The following is a 19,603-nucleotide window of genomic DNA, read 5'->3' on the forward strand; positions in this document are numbered from 1 at the left end:
TGAGCACTCACGAGGCTCCGAATGGCGCCTCCGGCAGCAGCAGACAAGCAGGGGCCCTTCCGCCGGCGGTGAGGCGGATGGGGTCGGTCGGCCCACAGGGCCGGGACAACACGAACTACATGGGCGATAACGGGGGTCTTCGTCGTGGCTTTGATGCTGCCGAACGCACTTGAGTGGGTTCTCGAGATGTGTGGCTTCGAATGGCCCACAGGCAACGAAGACAAGATGATGGAGTGCGCCAACACCTGGCGCCAGTTCGCCGCTGATGTGGAAGCCCTCCAGGCCCGTGGCATGAGCGCCGCCGGCAACGTCCTCGCCGAGAACGCCGGAGACTCCATCGAGGGCTTCAACAAGACCTGGGACAAGTTCGCCGGCGGCTCGGGCTACTTCGACGACGCCCGCCAGGGCGCCGAGCTGATCGCCATATGCATGGACGCCGCGGCGATGCTCATCATCGGGCTAAAAGTGGCGGTGATCGCCCAGTTGGTCATCCTGGCGATCGAGATCGCTGCGGCCCAGGTCGCCGCTCCCTTCACCCTGGGTCTGTCCGAACTCGGCGCGATGGGCGCGGCCGCCGCCACGCGGATGATCCTGCGCAAACTCCTCAAGGAGATAGCCCAACAGATCTTGCAGGCGGTGTTGGAGACCGCCAAGGAACCCTTTGTCTCCGCTCTGGAAGCCATGGTCTCCGACCTGGTCGCCCAGACCGTCGAGCAGAACTTCGGCAAACAGTCGGGCTACGACCTGGGCCGCACCGCCAAGAAGGGTTACGAAGAGGGCAAGGACGCCCTGAAGAATTCCGGTTCCACCTTCGGCGAGTCCCTGCGCGACGGCGCCGGCTCCCGCGCGGGGCATGGCGCCCGCCACGGGCTGACCAACAGCGGAAATGACGGCGGCGACGGCTCGTCGGACTCCGGCAACGACAGCTCGTCGAACTCCAACGATTCGTCGTCGAACAACAACTCGTCGTCCAACGACAGCAGTTCGTCCAACAACTCCCCCAGCTCCTCCAATTCGTCGAACTCGCCGAGCTCGTCCAACTCGTCATCGAACGACAGCAGTTCGTCGAGCAACTCCCCGAGTTCCAGTAGTTCGCCGAGTTCGAGCAGCGGCGACTCCGGGCGCAGGGCACCGGATATCGGCGGTCCGTCGTCCTCGCCTCCGTCGAGCGGTTCGGACAGCTCTTCGTCGAGCCCGTCCTCGTCGTCCGATGGCCCGTCGGCTTCGAGTTCGCCCTCCTCTTCCTCGAGTACGCCGTCCGACAGCAGCACGGACAGCACCGGCAGCCCGGACTCGTCGAACCCCTCGTCGTCCTCGCCCTCACCAAGCCGTGGCTCCGACTCGCCCAGCCCTTTCGACGTAGGCACCCAGGCCTACCAGGAGAGCATCGGTCGTCCTCTGGGCGACGGCTCGTCCACCCCCGACTCGTCCACCCCCGACTCGTCTCCGGACTCGTCCACGCCGTCCACCACGACGAGGCCGGACGTCCAGGGCGGACCGGCCCCCGACACCGCCCCCGACTCCGCCCGTCCGGACAGCACACCGGACGCCCCGCCGACCACGGCACCGGGCAATGAGCCGTCCATGCCCTCCAACTCCTCGCCCATCGAGGGCCCGGGCACCACGCCGGATGTCGATGGCTCCCCGGCGCCGGACACCACTCCGGACAGCGCTCGCCCGAGCCGCCCGGAAGTCGTCGACGTCCACACCCCGGAGCCGGGCGCGTCGCTCCCGGACCCGCGCAACACCGAGCCCGCGCCCATGCCGTCCCCGCCGCCGGAGACAGACCGGCCCGAGGCCGCACCGGCTCCGGCTCCGGCTCCGGCTCCGGCTCCCGACAGCTCCCACCCCGAACCGGGCGTGCACGAGGACGACCGCGACTCGGTCACCACCATGCCCGCACCGGCCCAGGGCCCCATGCCGGGCGACTCCAACGACGGCAACAACAACGACAACCAGAACCAGGGCAGCGGACGCGGCTCCATGCCGAGCGGCGCCATGCCCGGCAACACGCCCACCGCAAACCCCAGCCCTGGTCAGGGCCACGCGCCGACACCGTCAACACCGACCCCACAGAAACCGGACGACGAAAACGTCGAGCTCATGGGCAACGTCGCCACGGCGGCGCCCCCGGCCCCCGGTACGCAGCCCGGTGAGGCGGGCATCCCGCAGCAGGCGGCCCCGTCGTCCGCGACGCCCTCAACGTCGACCCCGGGTGCCATGCCACCACCGGCGGCCGGCCCCATCCCGACGCAGGCGCCGGCGGCAGGCAACCCCACGACGACACCGCGGGCCACCACGCCCAGCGCCACGGCGCCGCGTACGGAACAGCCGAGCACCAGGCCCACAACGCCGTCGCGGGACACCCGGCAGAACCGTCCCGCATCGCCGCCGCGCACCAGGACGCCGCGCAGCGAGACACCGAGCCGCCCGACCACGCAGCCGCGCACTGACACGCCGCGTACCGAAACGCCCAGCCGCCCCACTACACCACCACGCACAGACACGCCGCGTGCCGAGACTCCTCGCACCGAGACGCCTGGGCGCCCGACCCCGACCCCGCCGCCCCGCGGCGAGCAGCCGACGAACCGTCCGACGGACCAGCAGTCACCGGTCGAGTCCCCCACTTCCACGCCGAACGACCAGGGGATGCCGGCACCGAACAACCAACAGCCGGACAGTCAGCACCCGGACGCCACCAACCAGACGCCCGATCAGAACCAGCCCCCCGCTGACGACAGCGCGCCCAAGCAACCCACGGCGCCTCCGCTTCCGCCCCAGGCAGACAACCTTTCGGACATCCGTAACGACCTGAACATCCCGTTCGAAGGCCTGGCCACACCCGACCCCGCCCATCAGCAGGACCTCGAGAACGCCCACCCGAGGAACCCCGACGGCACCCCGCAGGTGTACGCGGACCCGCGGCAAGGAAACTGGGCCGGTCTGCAGAACGACGGCGGCGTGGGGGTGCCCGGCCGGTCCAACAACTGCGCCGACTGCACCCGCTCGTTCCTCGAGACATGGTTCGGCCGCCCGACGGTGTCCGCCCCGCGCACCTTGGACCTCAATGCGGACGGCAGCCTGAACACTTTTTCCGCGGAGCGCGACTCGGTCACCAACCAGGCGCGTTGGGCAGGCGCACCCAGCACGTATGCGGGCAAGGACCATCCCAACCCGTACGCACGTATCGCCTACGAGCTGTCGCAGGCCGGGCATGGCTCGGCAGCCGTGATCGGCGTCAACTGGCCCGGCGGTGGCGGCCATGCCTTCGCCGCGGTGAACCACAACGGCCAGATCCTGTTCGTCGACGCGCAAACAGGCGTCGTCAGCGAGAATCCGATTCACTTGGGCGCCCAAGAGGTCTTCTACACCCCGCTGGATGCCAATCGGAATCCGATCACTCCGTACTTCCTGACCCCGTCGACGCCTCAACCGTCCACCCAGAACACTCCGGACACCAACAACAGCCCGAGCCCCGACTCGTCGACGGATCAGTCAACTCCCGACGCTCAGTCGGACGGACCTTCCAACACCTCGCCGTCCACTGACGAGGCGCCCTCCGACAACGACGACTCGACCGCCGAACAGAACGCGAACGACGGCAGCACCGACACAGCACCACCGTCGACGACCCCGGAATCCTCCACAACGCCGGAGACGACGCCGGCCCCCGAAACGACGCCGACCCCGGAGACGACGCCGACCCCGGAGACGACATCACCGCAGACCCAGGACACCTCTCCGGACACGAACACCACCCAGGAGTCCAACCCGGACCAGGTATCCGAGACCGCCCCGGACACGGACTCCACCACGGACCGGGACTCGGAAGCGACCCAGGACTCGGACGCGACAGACCAGGACAGCCCGCAGCCCGACAACGCGCAGGACACGCAGGACAGCCAGGAATCTCAAGCCCCTCAGGATTCCCAGGACACCGACGACACCCAGGAAACCCAGGACCCTCACGACACCGACCAGCAACCGGAGTCGAGGGAACCGGTCTTTCCGTCCACCGCCTCGCGCCCCTCCGGTCCGCCGGATGGCTACGACGACCCCACCGACGCCGACACCCGTGCGCAGCAAGAGCGATTCCCGCGCAACGAGGATGGCTCGTTCCAGCAGGCCCCTGACCCGCGCGAGGGCACCTGGGTCGACGATCTGCGCGGCCAGAATCCCGACGAGTCCGGTCGCGACGTCAACTGCCCCGACGGATCACTGGCGTTCGTCGAGTCGTACGCGGGCAACCCCACGGTCGCCGCCCGCCGCAGCCCGAATGAGGACGGCACCCCCGCCGACACTCCCGAGCCCAACGGCCGCGACCGTATCGAGAACGCGCTGGGCGCCGAGTTTGACGACTTCGGCGACGGCCGCGACGCGTACAACAACCTGGAGACCACCCTCCTCAACGAGGGCCACGGCTCACAGGCCGTGATCATCACCCAGAACGCCGACGGCCGTGCCCACGCCTGGAACGTGGTCAACCACAACGGCCAGATCGTCTACGCCGACCCTCAGACGGGCCAGCACAGCACCACCCCGCTCCACAGCGGCAACAACGGCGTCTTCGCGATCCCGTTGGACGCCAACCGTCGCCCCATCGAGACCACCAACCAGCCCACCACGCAAAACCAGAGCCAGACCACACCTGTCGATACCGACCACACATCGCCCCAGCGCCCGGCCGGTTCGACCCCTGGGTCCAACGACCCCAGCGCGGAAGCCACTCGGGAGCGGCGCAACCAGAGCCTTCCCGCCCCGGAAGGACGGACCGATTCGCATGCGAACCTTCCTCCGGACACGGCACAGGGCGACCTTCGAGACGCGCACGACGTCCATCGGATCGGTCTGGACCCGGTCCAGGCGCAGATGCGGCAGTGGGCGCAGCCGCAAGGCGACCCGCCCCGGCTGCCCTTGGCCGACGTACTGCGGGAATCCATCGATCGCCGCCAGGCGCACGCGGAGTCGGCGCAGCAGGTACGTGAAGCCAGGCAGGACTATGACAGGGCGCTGAAGGAAGTCGCCGACGCCAAGGCAGAGCGGACCAGGGCGGCGACCGCGGAGCGGAAAGCCAAGACCGAGGACGCGAAGCAGGCGGCTCAGGCCAAGCGGGCAGCGGCGGAGCAGCGGCTCGCCAATGCCCAGCAGGCTCTCCCCCAGGCTGACGCCGCCCACAAGGCCGCGATGACGGCGCACCGGAATGTTCCGATGCCGTCGACAAACTTCACCGACAGTGATCTCCGGCAGCACCTTGATCCCGCGTGGTCGCAAATGAACGACGGCCAGCGGTACGCCGCGATCGCCACTCTGGCCCGCATCAGCCAGTCCTTCCATGCCAACAACGCCGTTGGCGTGAACCCTGACCCGGCCGCGAACAACGACGCGTACAACGACGGAAAGTTCCACGAATCAGCGGCTCCCTGGCGACGTGAACTCGCATCGCACCCGGACGGGACGAACCTTCGGGATGTGGAGGACCTCAAGCGGCTGCTTGAGGAGACGGAGAGCAATTCGCCCGACCTCTCCGGCAAGAATTACGCGGTCGTGGAAGTTGTCGACCCGGACACCAAGGAAAGTCACTACATCGTCGATTCGTCGGTTCCCCCTGCCGTGGACGGCGCCGACCCGATGCACTCCGAGTCCCACATTCTCAATTGGATCGACCAGCTCAACGAGAATCGGGCAGCTCAGGGGCAGGCCAAGGTCGAGGTCAAGGGCCTCTACACCGAACGGGAGCCTTGTGGCCTGCCCACCACCAAATCCGGTCATCCCACCGGCCACGCCAACTGCTCCAGGACAATCAACGATTCCCAGGCGATGGACGGTGTTCCCGTCTACTACAGCACGACCTATCGAGCGGACCCGGACCTCAAGGATCTGAAGGCGGCCGAGCGGGACAGGCTGCGCGCGGAAGGCAAGACCGAGTCTCAAATCAGGACTGCGCTCGGCAGGTACCGCACGCCGAGCCAGCAGATCCAGGACGCGGAGATTCAGCAACACCTGAACTTCGTCAACGAATTGGCACAGACGCTGGCGAATCCGGGCCAGAACACACCGCCGGCCCCAACGCCCGACCAGAACACACCGCCCACCCAGGCGCCTCAGTCGGGCCCGTCCCATCCCACGGACACCCACCGCACACCCCCATCGGACCCGGCAGGCACAGACCGCCGTCCCTCCGCCGACCCCGCAGGCACAGACCGCAGGCCCCCGGCGGACCCCTCCGGCACGCCGACCACCAACCCGACCGATAGCGAGCGCACACCTTCGGCAGACCTCGCGAGCGTCAACTCCCCTGCGGACAACGGGACTGTGGACAACGGGACTGCAGGCAACGGAACTGCGAACAACGGAACATCCGCGCCGGCGGACTCGCAGCGCTCAAACCGCGACGTTTCGCAGACGGATACCCCACTCGCGGGCGTGGGAGAGACCCCGCGCCCCACCACCGCCGCCACGGGGGCGGGCGAGCAGGCCGGCGCCCCGAACCCATCCGCCGACGAGCCTCGCGAGGGCTCCCCCACCTCGGACAACCAGCCGGAAAAGCGTGGCCGGTTCAAGCAGCTCTGGCAGTCCCTGACCCAGTCAGGCCCGGCCGAGCCCACCGAGATCACCACTGAGGTGGACCAGCCGCGCTTCGGCAACCACAAGAAGCCGGCGGAGTTCCAGCCCGACCGTTACGGCACTCCGCTGGACCGTCCCGACGGGACACGCGTGCCGCTGTTCGACGGGCCTCCGTCGCGTGAGCAGACGCAGCAGGGTGCCATCGGCGACTGCGGCATCATCGCCACCGTGGGCGCCATCGCGAGCAGGTACCCGGATCTCCTCCAGGACATGATCCGGGAGACGGAGGACGGCAATTACGAGGTCCGTTTCCACGAGGTGCGGCGCAACAACTACGGCAACCAGGCTCCGACCGGCCGCATCCTGACCGTGCGCGTCACCCCGGACGTGCCCGTGTACAGCGAATTCCCCAACACCACCGCCTACGCCGATGCCAACGACGTGGGTGTGGCCTGGCCGGCGATCATGGAGAAGGCCATCGCGGGCCTGGACCAGTTCTGGGACGACAAGAAGCGCGAGCACGAGTCGCAGTTCCCCGGCAACAAGGACTTCGACGACAACCTGCTGACGGGCTACTCCCGCATCACCCAGGGCTCCACATCGGGCGACCGTGCCGAGCTGCTCGCCCAGCTCACGGGACGTACGTCGGAGAACCACGAATTCCCGACGCAATACGATATGCAGGGCCGCAGTCCGGAAAAGCAACTTCTGGCCCACCTGCGGGAACTCACGGAAAGCGGCAGGCCGGTCGTCATCGGCACCCGCCCCAAGGGCACGGGTGTGGAGAACAAGATGGAGAAGGACCTTCTGAGTTCCCACGCCTACGAGATCGTCTCGGTCGACGACAAGGGCCTGATTCAGCTGCGCAATCCGCACAACGCGAGGCATCCCCAGCCGCTGACCATCAAGGAATTCATGAAATACTGCAGCAACCAGTACGCATCTTTGGAGGATGAGAAGTGAGCGTCGACACGATTCGGCTCTGGCACGGGATTCAGCGAAAAACCGAGAACGCTCGCTTCGCAGTGATGGACATCTACAGGGAGTCCGACGCCTCGGTCAGGGTACGTCTCGGGATCGTCGCCACCGAAGAGCAGGATCACACCCTCCGCATTGGTGAGACCTTCCCCGTGGGCGACGAGACATGGCAGCTCGCCGACTTGACGGGTTGGCCGAGCGAGGACGACTGGGTCGTGGTGCTGCGCCGCGTCGCGGCTGCCCCAGCCTGATTCCGCCACCGCCCACCACGCGTAGGGTCGAGGAGTCATCGCGCAACTGAGGAGGACCATGCCCGAGCCAACCACCGACACCCCCGGAATCCCCGAGGAAGAGGTCGCCGGTCGCGTCGGCGCATGGTGGCGTGAGGGTGGGCTCGGCGGCCAAGTGGCCTATCTTGTCCCTACGGCCGGCCATGGCGCCTCGGCCGTCATGCGGGAGATACACGAGCACGTGCCGGGCAGTGTTGTCGTCGACGCCACCGGCCTCACCGCCGAGCAGGTCATGCAGCAGGCCCTCACGGCGCTCGGAGTCGATCTGTCCGCGGACAAGCGGGACGACTGGCGTTTCGCGCTCGGCTCGTGGCCCGAGGAGCGGTTGCTGCTGGTCGTCAACGCCCATCGTGCCGGGCCGACACGGCGGTCGTACGAGCCCGAGCGGTTGGTGACCCGGACCCTTCCGTGGCTGGCGCGTGGCAAGTTGGCCGTGGTGGTCCATGTGGTTCCCGAGTTGCTGCCGGCCCGCGTTGATCCCAGGGCGGTGTTTCGGCTGTCCGCGGCGGCCGTCGAGTCTCTGCCGGCGGTAACAGAGTCCGTTGCCGTGCGGGCGTTGGCACTGGCCGAGCCCCGCTTCGTACCCGTCCCTGTCTGGGCCCAACTTGTCACGGCCCTGACCGGTGAAGCGGCATCCGAAGACGAACTCGCTGAATTCGCGAGGGAAGGGTCCGGAATTCTTCGGCTCGGACCTCTCGGAGTTTCCTTTGTCGACGAGGGCCTGGCCGAGACCTTGCGTCGGGAGATCGAATCTGCCGAACTCTCCCGTGTCAATGGGCATGTGGTTGCTTGGCTGATGCGCTCGGCTCCGGGTTTTCGCCACCCCGAGGGGTGGGCCAAGCGCGGTGCTGTCGGCCTGTACGCGGCCACTGGGCTCGCCATGCACGCCGTACAGGCGGGAACGTACGACGAAGTTCTTCGGGACGGGCGCGTCATCGCCAATCTGCCGCAAACGGCGCTCATGGACGCGGCACGAAGCATCACGTTCCTCATCCCCGGAAACACGGCCGCCGCCGACGCGATTCATCTGTGGGGCTGGGGAGTCACACCGCGGCATCAGACGGAGTGGGCTTCGTGGCTGCACTTGATGGCGCTTTCGCGCGACGATCTCGAGTTCGCGTCAGCGGTCGCCTCCTCTTGTGTGACACTGCCCTGGCAGGTCAAGTGGGCCCATTGGCGGCCGCCGGGTGGCTGTCACGCGCGCTATCTGCGGGCCGGGAGATTCGCCGCACTGGCGGAGGTGCGCTGGCAAGGGCGACCCGCCATTGCCGGTTTGCAGCAGCGGACGGTGGACGGAGCACAGCAGCCGTATGTCTCGATCTGGGACGTGGAGACGGGAGGCCGTGTCGCAGGCCCTTGGGAAAACGACGAGATTCCGCAGGAGCATCGTGCGGATCTCACCTGGCCCGCGTCACCCACGGACGGCTCCGCTTCGCCCGCTCTCGCCCGAGAATTGTTCGGCTCGTCGTCCCGCCGGCGAAGCGAGCAGGATTTTGTGCTGCCTTGCGCCCCATTGGCCGTGGGTGAAGTCGTCGTTTTCGGGGGCGACTTGGGCCTGATCGCCATCCGGCCTGCGGACGGTGTGGACATCTCCGACTTCGGTTCCCGGCAGCAACCCCTGAGCTGGGATTACACGGACGCGGGCGCGAGCAGTCCGAGCGACGCGCCGGCCCCGAGTCACGAGGACGTCATCACCCTGTTCGGCGAGGACGCGATCTATCCCATCGAGGTCGAGGATTTCCCGGATCGGCTCACCCACGCGGCGACCCGCGAACTTCTCCTGGAATTCGGGCTGCCAAACATCAACGAAGGGGCCATGGGGCTGTTCCCGTACGGCAACTGGGAGATCGGCATTCTCGACGAACTGCCCTCCTGGCCCGAGGGAATCGAGCCTGTCCCCGAAACCGGGCCCTTCTTCCAGATCGGCAAGTGGATGGGCGGCAAGCTCGTCATCGACGGGCCCACCGGACACGTCCTGCGCGTTCCCACGAAGCCGGGCCAGGATCACCTCGCCGGCCTTCCCGCCGCGCACAGCCTCGAAGATTTCCTCACCATGGTCGCGCTGTGGGTCACCGGGCTGCGTACGCGGAGTATTCTGCCCCCGGCCAATTCCGAGCGAGGGCAGATCACCTATTGGGTCCTGGGAGCGCTTGCCGAAGTCGACGAGAAGGGCAGTGAACAGCCCGCCTGGTCGTACGTACTCCACAACGAGTGACGCCGATCAGTCGGAGAGGCGGGCGACAAGGCGCCTCAGCCCCTCCTGGCAGTTGACCCCCGTCTGGAGCACCTTCCAGGCCTGGGCGACCTGCAACTCGGACAGGTCGGGCAAGGTCTCGTCGATCCGTGTGCGCAAGCCCGGCATGGGCCTGGTGCCGATCAGGTCCTCGGGACGCATCGTGGCCATCAGCCCTTCGATCGCTGGACGGTCGGCCTCGGTCGGAAGGTCGGCCAGGACCAGCGCGACCACGTCCACGGACGCGAACTCCCGTGCCGCCGCCTCGTCCTTGAGCAGCTCGTCGACAACCCCGCCGATGTGCACGAAGGGGGCGAGCACGTGCACGAGCCCGTTCAGGTCGAGCCCTGCGCGCAGGCGTTCGCGTTGGCGGTTCAACCATGCGCACAGCACCTCACGGCCCATGGGCGTACGGCAGATGCCCGGGGTGCTGCGCCAGCTGTTGAGTTCCGCGTCCCGGTGCGGGCGATAGTGACGGTGGTATGACACCCCCGCCTCCGGCAACCCTTCCAGCTCGAGTTCGGCGTTGAGCGCGATGCGTAGCTCGCGGGCGAAGCGGGGGTCGGCAAGCAGCCGGGTCAGGTGCGGGCGCCGGTGGACGAGCATGTGGGCAGCGCCCGGGCTGCCCAGTTTCGGCGGAGGGTCGGCCAACGGCACCCCGTGTTCGAGGAGTTCGTCCGCCAGGTCGAGCGGGATGGGGGCCCGCCTGCGGTCGGGCGCGGGATAGGGCAGGCGCACCGGAACGGCGTCGGCCGCCAGGCGTGGGGCGAGGCGCACCGCCAGGTCGTACAGCTCGTCACTACGCACACGCCACGTCGGTTCGCTTGCCAGGCAGTCGCGCAGCAGGCGGGCCACCTCACCAGCGGGGAGCCCCGGGCGCTCGCCCGTCAACAGGGCCAGGGCACCGCTTCGTCGGAGCAGTGACAGCCAGTCCTCCGTGCTGTTCGCGTCGTCGGGGATCAGCCGCAGTACGTCGTACACCGTTTCCGGGCGTCGCTCGACCAGCAGATCCAGGGCCTTCCCCTTCAGGGCGTCGACCCAGAACTTGTCCGTGTCGCCCGCGCACAGCCCGACCCTCGGCACGATGTCCTCGAGCAGTGCGGCCACTTCGGACTCGGGATTCGCTCTCGCCGCCCGGGCCACCTTGCGCAGATCCGCGGCCATGCCCGGATACAGGTCGTGGGGCGTGTGTACGCGTCGCACCAGTACGTCGCGGAATCGCCGGAGTTGGTCCGGCGAGACCACCGCGCCCCGGGGAGCCAGTTCCTTGGCACGCGCGCGTAGTGCCCCGATGGCCAGCGCTCCATGGTCCGCGAAGGTGGCGTATCGGGCATCAAGCCATCGCTCGTCGGGCTTGGTGTGGTACTCGCGTTCGGCGCTCCTGGCGCGCGTGAAGTACCCGGTGGCGTGCTCCTTGTGCATTCCGCCCGCCTTCAGGCACATGTCGGCGAGTTCGTCGAGGAAGGCGGGGAGGAACCTGGGTGCCGTCGCGGCCAGGTGCTCCAAGTCACCGTCCAAGATGGACTTGTGGAGAAGCGGGCTGCCCCAAAGGCTCCAGCCGAAGGCGTAGGCCGCCTCCAGGGCCTCCTGCTCCCGGCCGGGGTGCGCCGCCATCAGCCGCTCGGGGAAAGTGAGTTCGGTGTCCCCGGGAACCCGGATGCCGGTCGCGAACGTGTCCGTGAGCGCCCAGTCCTCCTGCGACGCCACAAGCGCGTCCCAACGGCGTGCGAAAGAGGCCCTCAGGAGGAGCGTCATGGTGTGGTCGTCGGGGTGGGCGTATGTGCGCGCGATCAGCGCCGCCTCGTCGACATCCGGTGCGGGCGGGTCTGCCGCCGGCTCGACGCCGGCGTCGTCGAGTGCCGCGCGCCACACGGGGTCGGACTCGGCGAGGGCCATGGGCACGCGCGTGCCTGCGGTGGCCCAGGCTTCGGCCTGCACGCGCGCGTGCCTGCGGTGTTCTGTCAGCGCCCGCCGCAGCCGGTACAGCCGGCGTACGCCTTCGCTGTCCGCGAGCCGGTCGGGTGCCTGCTGAAGCTTCTTGCCGCGTGGATTGCGGTAGACGACCTGGAAGTCGTCGTCCAACTCGGCGGTGTAACCGTCCACTTCGTAGCGCCGGCCCATGGTCCGGTACTCCCTTCCCGTCTTGACTGTCGCGGCTGTCCTCGCCGTCCGATCAGGCGCGTCCGTTGAGCCGCGGGTTGTAGCGCATGTCCCGGCGCCCGATGTAGCCCGCCTCCCGCTCCGTCTCCCCCATCCACAGCTCCGCGGGCGCGTACCCCTGTACCGCCCTCGCGACCGTCGCACGCGCGCGTGCCGACACCTCGACGCGATCGGAGGCGCGGCAGGCCTGGCCGGGTGGGATCATCTTTGCGTACGTGCTCTCAGGCTGGGGCAGCCGCGACTCGGCGCAGCACCACGATCCAGTCGTCCTCGCTCGGCCAACCCGTCAAGTCGGCGAGCTGCCATGTCTCGTCGCCCACGGGGAAGGTCTCACCAATGCGGAGAATGTGGCTCCGCTCCTCAGTGGCGAAGGTCACGAGCCGAACCCTGACCGANAATGTGGCTCCGCTCCTCAGTGGCGAAGGTCACGAGCCGAACCCTGACCGAGGCGTCGGACTCCCTGTAGATATCGTTCACTGAGAAGCTGGCGTTCTCGAGATTTCGCTGAATCCCGTGCCAGAGACCAATCGTGTCGGCACTACTCACTTCTCAACCTCCAAAGACGTGTACTCGTACGTACGCGAAGAGGCGCGGCGCGTTGTCGGCAACGCGCCGCGCCTCCAAGGCGATCGGGGTCGATCAGAACAACCCGTGCCACATCTGCTCGACGATCACCGACCACCAGTTCCTCGGGTCGTCCAGGGCCGATGCGTCGATGGCGACGAGCTGATCCTGGAAGTCGGCGACGGCCCTGCCCGCCATGATCGGGTCGAGCGCGATCATCTCCTCGCGCGTGGTGTGCAGGAGCGCGAGGGAGCGGGCGAAGGCGGACACCGAGGCGTTGACGCGGCGGCCCGCGCCGCTTTCCGGAGTGACGGCCCAGAGCTGGCCGACCGGCTCACCCTCCAGATCGGACCCCGTGCACTGGACGGTGATCAGAGCGACCCCGTCGGTGCCGATCCTGACGTGACCCTCCAGGAACGCGAGGGAGTCGGCGCTCGCCTGGGAGCCGACCTCGCGCAGATGCGCGGCGGCATTGCCGAACAGGCCGGCCGGAAGCTCCACCTCCGGGCTGTCGGCCGTGAAGAAGAACGGGATGTCGGTCGGAAGCCCGGCCCATGTCAGCGTGGCCTTGGTGGCCTCGGGGAGCGGGGTGCCCGCCACGTCGTCGGCGTCGTAGCGACGTACGCCGTCAGCGCCGAAGGCCTCCGTCAGGTCGCGGCCCAGGGCAACATCACGGAGCGGCTCGGCCGGCTCGACGTCGGTCGGCACCGGCGCGCGGTGAGGCCGGGGCGGCGGCTGCTGTCCCGCGATCTGGTGCATCGTCTCGACGTGCTGAATCAGCCCGGCGATCGCCTCGGCGCGCTCCTCGCCCCGCAGGCCGTACTCATGCGTGCAGGAAAACCGGGCGTTGGGGTAGAGACGGCCGATCAGCCGGCCCGGGTATCCGCCGGGGAGCAGGCTGGAGCTGAGGTCGGTGTGGATCGCGACCACGTTCTGCGCGGGGACGCCGAGGCTCTGGATCTCCGCCATGGCCTGGTACTCGGAGTGCGGCTCACCGGGGGCGGAGTTCTTGACGAGGCTCGTCTCCTCGCCGGTGCGCGGGTCGACGTAGGTGATGACCGTGGTGTTGCCGGGGCCGGTGACCGGCGGCTGCGCGGGCGGCGCGGTCTCCTGGCCGCCGCCGTGCTTTTGCTCATACATCCGCACGACCTCCTCGACCGGCACGGACGGCCAGGTGCTCAGCTCGCCGGTGCGGCGGTCGACCACCCCGCAGGAGTGGCCGATCGTGGCCGGCGGCCGGCGCTTGCCCGTGACCGGGTCACGCTCGATCGGCGGGGCCGCGGCCCACACCACCCAGCCCAGATCGAACTCCTGCATCCGCACCTCACGGCGCTCCTGTCCCTCGGGGTTGAGCCACCCCTCGGCGGTCGCGAGCGCCTGCTCTTGGCTGATCACGGGAACTCCCTTCGAGTCTTCGGGCGGACGGGGCCGGTGCGGCCGGGGTCGGTGCCGGGCGCTCCGCGGCCCTCGTCCGAGTGGGCCTGGGTGCAGGCGGTCTGATGCGGGCGCCTTCGAGAGGCTTCGGGCCTTTGAGTCTTCGAGGCTAACGGTCTGCGGTGGGTGGGTGTCAGGCGGTCGGGTGGGCATCGGGCCCGGGGGCTTGTGGAGCCTGTGCGGCTTCCGGCTTGGGCTCGGGGGCCTGTACGGGCTCGGGCTCGGCTGCCTGGGGGTCGGGTACGGAGCGCCGAGCGGTCGTGGCATAGGGCTGCGCCGGGCGGATCTGCAGCGCCTTCACTCCGCTTTCCGTGGCAACAAGGAGGATGCCGTCGGGGGAGAGGTCGGTTCCCGTGAAGGGCGTGGCGGAGATCAGGGCCGTGACGATCTTCTCGTCGCCCTTCTGCTCGCCGCGACGCCAGACGCGTACATAGTCGGCGCCGCGGCTGAACCCGAGCGGCCCCGTGGCACGCTCGTCATCCGAGAGGCGCAGGATCTGGGTCGGGTCGGCATCGATGACGGAGCCGGTGGCGAGGTCCTGCACCAGCACGGCGGAGGCCTTGGGATCGTCGGCCTTCAACGGGCTTGAACCCGGGGTGCCTTGAGGCACCGCGCTCACGGCGACGGCGAGCGGGGCCGACTCCGGAGGCTCCTGCTTCGCAGGAGCCTCCGCGGCGCTGTCCGACGCGGCCGCGGACGGGGGCAGTTTGCCGATGGTCACGGCGTCGACCCCGGCGACCGGTACGCTCCACAGGGTGTGCCAGGGAAGCTCGGGCACTATGCGGCGCAACACCGCCGCGTACTCCGGCAGTCCGTCTTCGACGAACGCGGTCTCCAGGAGCGCCGCGCGAAGGATGGCGGGTGCCTGGGTGCGGGTGAGCAGCGGGGCCGTACGCAGATATGTGCGCGCCGGTGCGTCCAACTGCTCCGGGGGTACGGCCTCCACCGCGGCGCGCAACCGCACCGGCTCGGCGTGGGCGAACAGGCCGGGGTCGGTGAGGAGCCGGGGGAGCAAACCGGCCTCCAGGGTGTGTCCCGCGATGCGATCGCGAACGTACGCCCCTGCCTTCGCCCAGTCCTGATGGGGTACGGCCTCCAGCAACTCCATGGCGATACGCGCCTGAGCGCCCGGAACATCCGGAATACCTGCCCGAACGGCCTCGGCGATACCCGGGTGCTGCAATCCAAGGAGCGTCCGCTCGTCCTCGGGGATGCCTTCGCCGGCCCTCTCGATGCGACGGATGAAGGGGGCGATGAGCAGCATGCCCCGCGCCATGTCTTCGCTCATGTCCCGCTCGGCGACGGCGGAGGCGAGCGGGGTCAGCAGGTGCACGGGCAGGCCGTCGCCCTCGGCAAGGGCGAGGGGCGCGAGGATCTGCCGCAGGGTGCGGGGGTGGGTGTCAAGTCGCTGGGCGTGCAGATCGAGCACTTCGCCGATGCTGCCGGGCAGTTGGCTCGCATCCGCCGGGTCGAACCCCTCCGGGTGCATCAGGATCGACTGCACGGCGAGATGCACGGTCAGGCGGCTGCCCGCGCCGTCTCCCGCGTGCCGGGCGATCGCCTCGGCGAGCGCGCGTCGAGCGTCAGGCTCGGTCGTGAACGGCAGCTCCGGGGCGCCGAATTGGGGATTGAGCAGCGCCTCGGCCTGCAGCACAAGCCCTTTGGGGTCGGCCCACTCGGGTGCGTCGAGGTCGATGATCTGGGCCACGCCGGGCGGCAGGCCCTCGGCGAGCTCGACGGCGAACTCCCGGGGCACGTCGGCGAGAAGGCGTATGGACTCGATGGCGGCGAGGGGCTTCAGCACGTCCCGCACCACCTGCGCGGGCTCACCCGTCCCCCGCACCGGACCGGCCCGATCCACATCCGGCATCACGATCGTCACCGGCCGCCCGGACAACGGGAGTTGACCGAGTTCGGGGAAGATGTCGGCGGTGCGGGTCGCGGACAACTCGTAGTGATCGGCGAGCAGCCACAAGGTCTGCGCTGCCGTCAGCCCGGCGATGCTCGGCACCGCGGGTGCGGGCAAGTCCGGAGGCACGGTCGCCGGATCGAGCGCGTCCAGCTCGAGCCCCTTGCGATACTCTGGGTCGCAGAGCATCAGGAACCCCGTGAGCAGCCGCGAACACCCGGTGCCCGGACTTCCGGTCAGGATGACGACCCGAGGCGCGCCCGGCCACTCCATCCGCCACCCGGTGAGCGCGCGCAGCGCGGCATTGCGCCCCCCGATGTAGGGGTGGGGCTCATGGGCCTCGGTCCGTTCTGGGGCCTGGGTCGGGCTGGTCATTGTCTCCCCGTTGTCCTGTCCGTCCGGCACCGTCAAGTCGTGTTGACCGTACGCCGTTCATCCTAGGGGCGATCTTGCAGCCGGACGACTCTCCCCGGCGGTGATGATGTCCGGCGCACGGGTCCATGCCGACACCTGGGGCACCATCGCCCGCACCTACATCCGTCTCGCCGACGACCGGTCGCTTCCCGTTGCCATGCAGGACCGCCTGATCGCCGAAGCCGATTCCCTGACGCCCGACAATCCGTACGACGTGCACACCCTGGCTACCGGCCACGTCGGGTTTCTGCTCAAGCCGGCGGAGGGCCGGTCCGACACCGGCTACGGCCCCGGTGATCGCTTGGGGCAGGGCGGCAGCGGCGGCGCGATCAGCACCCACAAGTCGTCGTCCACTATCCACGGCCGAGTCGTCACCCCCCGAACGGTCCGATCGTCACAACAGTCACGCCCGACCAGCGCACCTCAACAAGATCCCGTTACGGGCTCTTAGGGAGAGCCTTGCGGGCAACGAACCGGGGATCAGCAGTCGGACGAACCATCCGAGCGGAGTCAGCGAGACGTGTCAGCGTCGGGTCAGCAATCTCCTGAACTACACCCGCAACTCTTGACGAACCCCCGGAGCCACCCTTTTGAAGCACCGCCACTCACACAGACCAGCAAGCGCCAGGTGGACGTGAACGCGCTCCGTAGCGAACCGCCAAGCGACGCCCCGTTTGCGGCCTCCGGATGACCAGGCCGGGCGCATGAGCTGAGCGCTTGCTCACGCCGGCCGCGGCCCCGTCGTCAATGATACAACTTTGAAGCCCTTTGCTGAGTAGCTACGTAGCCAAATTCTCTACCGCGTCCCACATTTGGCGCGGCCGGAATTCCGAGTTACAACAACACACTCGGCGGGAAGACCCGTCGGGGAAGCTCGGATAAGTTGGTGTGTATTTGGCGACGGTCCTGGACAAGGGCGCTGGCATGCCCGGTAAGCGGTGACTCGTACGGTACCGGGAACCCGGTGGGCGTAGCACTCGGCAGCGCGAAAAGTCCTTTGCCCAGAAGAAGGACGCGCAAGACTTCGCGACCAAGATGGAGAACGACAAGCGGGAGAATCTCTACGTCGATCCGGACGCAGGCAAGGTGTCGGTGCGGCGATATACGGCCGATTGGCTCGGACTGAAGACCACGGCGGCCGGTACGGAGGAGTCCTACGAACGCATCATGCGCCTGCACGTACTCCCACAGCTGGGCAAGAAGACGATCTCTCAGGTCACCGCGCGGACGTGGAGGAGCTGTACGCATGCTGGCGCCGGCAGGGCGCGAAGCCCAACACGATAGATTCCCTCGCATTGCCCTCTCAGGGACGTTTTCTCACGCCGTACGACACAAAAGTATCCGCGAGAACCCGGTCAAGCTGGCTGCGAAGCCCGACAATCCCATCAGGCAAGTGGATGAGAGGGTGCTCCCCAGCTTTGAAAAGATTTCAGTCGTAGTCAAGGAAATTGGGCCTCGACTGGAGCCGGCAGTTGATGGCACCTTGCGTTGCCGACGACAAGTTGTTCGCATCAAAGATGCGGCGGGTAAGTACGTTGCTCTCTATGCACCTCTGAAGCATCGGAAAGAGGGCGAGTGGCGTGACATGCCTGCACCCGTCGCCCGGGAGCCACTCATTGAACGGCTCCCTGTAAGGAATCAAGTCGGGGGAATGATCTACCCGGACCTGTTTCGTAAGTCCTGGGATCGCGCCCTCACACGCCTTGGGCTCCCGACCACATGCTCAGCGGATTCCCAGCTCCCGCAGAACGCGGTGCTGAGTTGGTGCCGGCTTAGCCGGGAAGTAGAGGTAGCAGACGCCGCCCGTTCCGCTGACGACCTTGCCCTCGGCGTTCTTGCGCTTCGTCCGCAGCCAGATGTTCTCGAACTGGCGGCGCTTGTAGACGTGGCGGACCGCCTGGTCGTCCGGGGAGGCCGGGTCGTTGGCGATGACGTCGCCGTCCTTGGTGAAGCCGATGAGGGTCATCAGATGGCCGGCGGTGCCGTAGCCCGCGCCGTCGAGTTCGGTCTTGAGGAAGGACTGGGATGTGATGACCGGGATGCCGGCGTGGATGAGTTGTTCGGCGTCGGTGAGTGAGCCGAGGCGGGTGACGACGGCCTGGAGGTTCGGGTAGGTGGCGGCGTAGGCGGCGTTGAAGGGCCAGTTGCCGCAGCCGTCGTACTGGTAGTCGAAGGTGTGGCGGGCGGCGTGGCAGACCTGGGGGTCGGCGTAGTCGGGGTTGACCCAGGACAGCTGCTGCTGGGTGGGCTTACGGCCCCAGTATTCGATGATCATCTGGGAGGAGGTGGGGCTGCACCAGGCCTCGCCACCGTTGTCGTACTCCGGGTACTGGCCCTTGTGGATCTCCTGCGAGTAGCGGGGGACGACCAGTTCGCGGCCGACCAGGCCGGGCTTGGAGGCCGGGACCTCGAAGCGGTCGGGGATGTCCGAGCCCATGGCGCCCAGCCGCCAGACGGTCGGGGTGAGGGTGGTGCCGGGCTTGCGGTGCAGGGTGGCGCGGAGTTCGTACGAGGTCAGGCGGAGGCCGCTCGCGGGGGTGTCGATGGCGAAGGTGTCGGTGGAGATGCTGCTCCTGCCGTCCTTCTGGTCGTCGACGGAGGTGCGCCGGATATCGGCGTCGCTGTCGCCGGCCGTCCAGCGGCCCATGACGTACCAGGGGGTGCGTCCGCCGTCCGTGTAGGTGCCGCGCAGTTCGACGGCGATCCAGGTGCCGGCGGGGGCGTGCGCATTCCAGGAGGCGACGACCTCGGTGGCCGGGACCTTGAGGGTGTGCACGGGGGAGGTCCAGGTGGCGTACTCCCAGGAGGCGGTCCGGCCGGTGTGCGGGTCCTTGTAGTCGACGGTGCCGGCGGGGCGGGCGATACGGACACCGGGGCGGGCGCCGTGCGCCAGAGCGGTCCCGTTGGCGTGGCCCTTGTTCCAGTCGGCTGCGGTGGTCCAGGCGTGATGGTCCACGAGGCTCTTCGATCGGCGCGCGGCGGCGTCCGGGGTGGTGGCGGCCCGGGCCGCGGTGTCCGCGGCGGGGGCGCGGCTCTCGTCGGCGGCCTGCGCGGAGG

The 19,603-nt window shown here is 68.4% G+C and carries 9 protein-coding genes and 1 pseudogene; 4 read left to right on the forward strand and 6 right to left on the reverse strand.

The window, feature by feature from the left end:
* Positions 1-153: 153 nt before the first annotated feature.
* The 3 genes from DY245_RS20355 to DY245_RS20365 are packed head-to-tail and all read left to right on the forward strand — an operon-like array spanning position 154 to position 10,047.
* Positions 154-7,527 carry a toxin glutamine deamidase domain-containing protein gene (locus tag DY245_RS20355; protein ID WP_483409817.1) on the forward strand — a complete coding sequence of 2,458 codons (7,374 nt, stop codon included), beginning with the start codon at positions 154-156 and terminating at the stop codon, positions 7,525-7,527.
* Positions 7,524-7,793, forward strand: coding sequence for a DUF6406 domain-containing protein (locus DY245_RS20360; RefSeq protein WP_128508666.1), 270 nt, complete (start codon positions 7,524-7,526; stop codon positions 7,791-7,793). Before DY245_RS20355 ends, DY245_RS20360 begins: the two co-directional genes overlap by 4 nt.
* 58 nt (positions 7,794-7,851) lie before the next feature.
* The gene (locus tag DY245_RS20365) at positions 7,852-10,047 is read left to right on the forward strand and encodes an SUKH-4 family immunity protein (protein WP_128508667.1); all 2,196 of its coding nucleotides are present in this window, start codon (positions 7,852-7,854) and stop codon (positions 10,045-10,047) included.
* 6 nt (positions 10,048-10,053) lie between these two features.
* On the opposite strand, the gene DY245_RS20370 is transcribed toward DY245_RS20365, so the two are convergent.
* The 5 genes from DY245_RS20370 to DY245_RS20385 all read right to left on the reverse strand — a co-directional run bounded on the left by DY245_RS20370 (position 10,054) and on the right by DY245_RS20385 (position 16,507).
* On the reverse strand, positions 10,054-12,186 hold the full coding sequence (locus DY245_RS20370) for a hypothetical protein (protein WP_128508668.1): 2,133 nt from the start codon (positions 12,184-12,186) through the stop codon (positions 10,054-10,056).
* 52 nt (positions 12,187-12,238) lie between these two features.
* Positions 12,239-12,430, reverse strand: coding sequence for a hypothetical protein (locus DY245_RS20375; RefSeq protein ID WP_128508669.1), 192 nt, complete (start codon positions 12,428-12,430; stop codon positions 12,239-12,241).
* Positions 12,431-12,446: 16 nt separating this feature from the next.
* The coding region (locus tag DY245_RS48330; protein ID WP_220377924.1) for a DUF6406 domain-containing protein at positions 12,447-12,620 on the reverse strand (174 nt) is incomplete at its 5' end.
* A 244-nt stretch (positions 12,621-12,864) separates the two neighbouring features.
* A complete protein-coding gene (locus DY245_RS20380; RefSeq protein WP_128508670.1) occupies positions 12,865-14,184 on the reverse strand; it encodes an SUKH-4 family immunity protein in 1,320 nt (439 codons plus the stop codon).
* A gap of 172 nt (positions 14,185-14,356) precedes the next feature.
* On the reverse strand, positions 14,357-16,507 hold the full coding sequence (locus DY245_RS20385; RefSeq protein ID WP_181923780.1) for an ATP-binding protein: 2,151 nt from the start codon (positions 16,505-16,507) through the stop codon (positions 14,357-14,359).
* A gap of 71 nt (positions 16,508-16,578) precedes the next feature.
* Between DY245_RS20385 and DY245_RS20390 the strand changes: the two are divergent.
* Positions 16,579-16,811 (forward strand): annotated as a pseudogene (locus tag DY245_RS20390) (alpha/beta hydrolase); the annotation flags it as partial.
* Positions 16,812-18,269: 1,458 nt separating this feature from the next.
* Here the strand turns inward: DY245_RS20390 and DY245_RS20395 are convergent.
* A partial coding sequence (locus tag DY245_RS20395; protein WP_244943161.1) for a peptidase C39 family protein occupies positions 18,270-19,603 on the reverse strand: 1,334 nt, incomplete at its 5' end.

It is taken from the genome of Streptomyces inhibens, assembly GCF_003389455.1.
Taxonomy (GTDB): Bacteria; Actinomycetota; Actinomycetes; order Streptomycetales; family Streptomycetaceae; genus Streptomyces; species Streptomyces inhibens.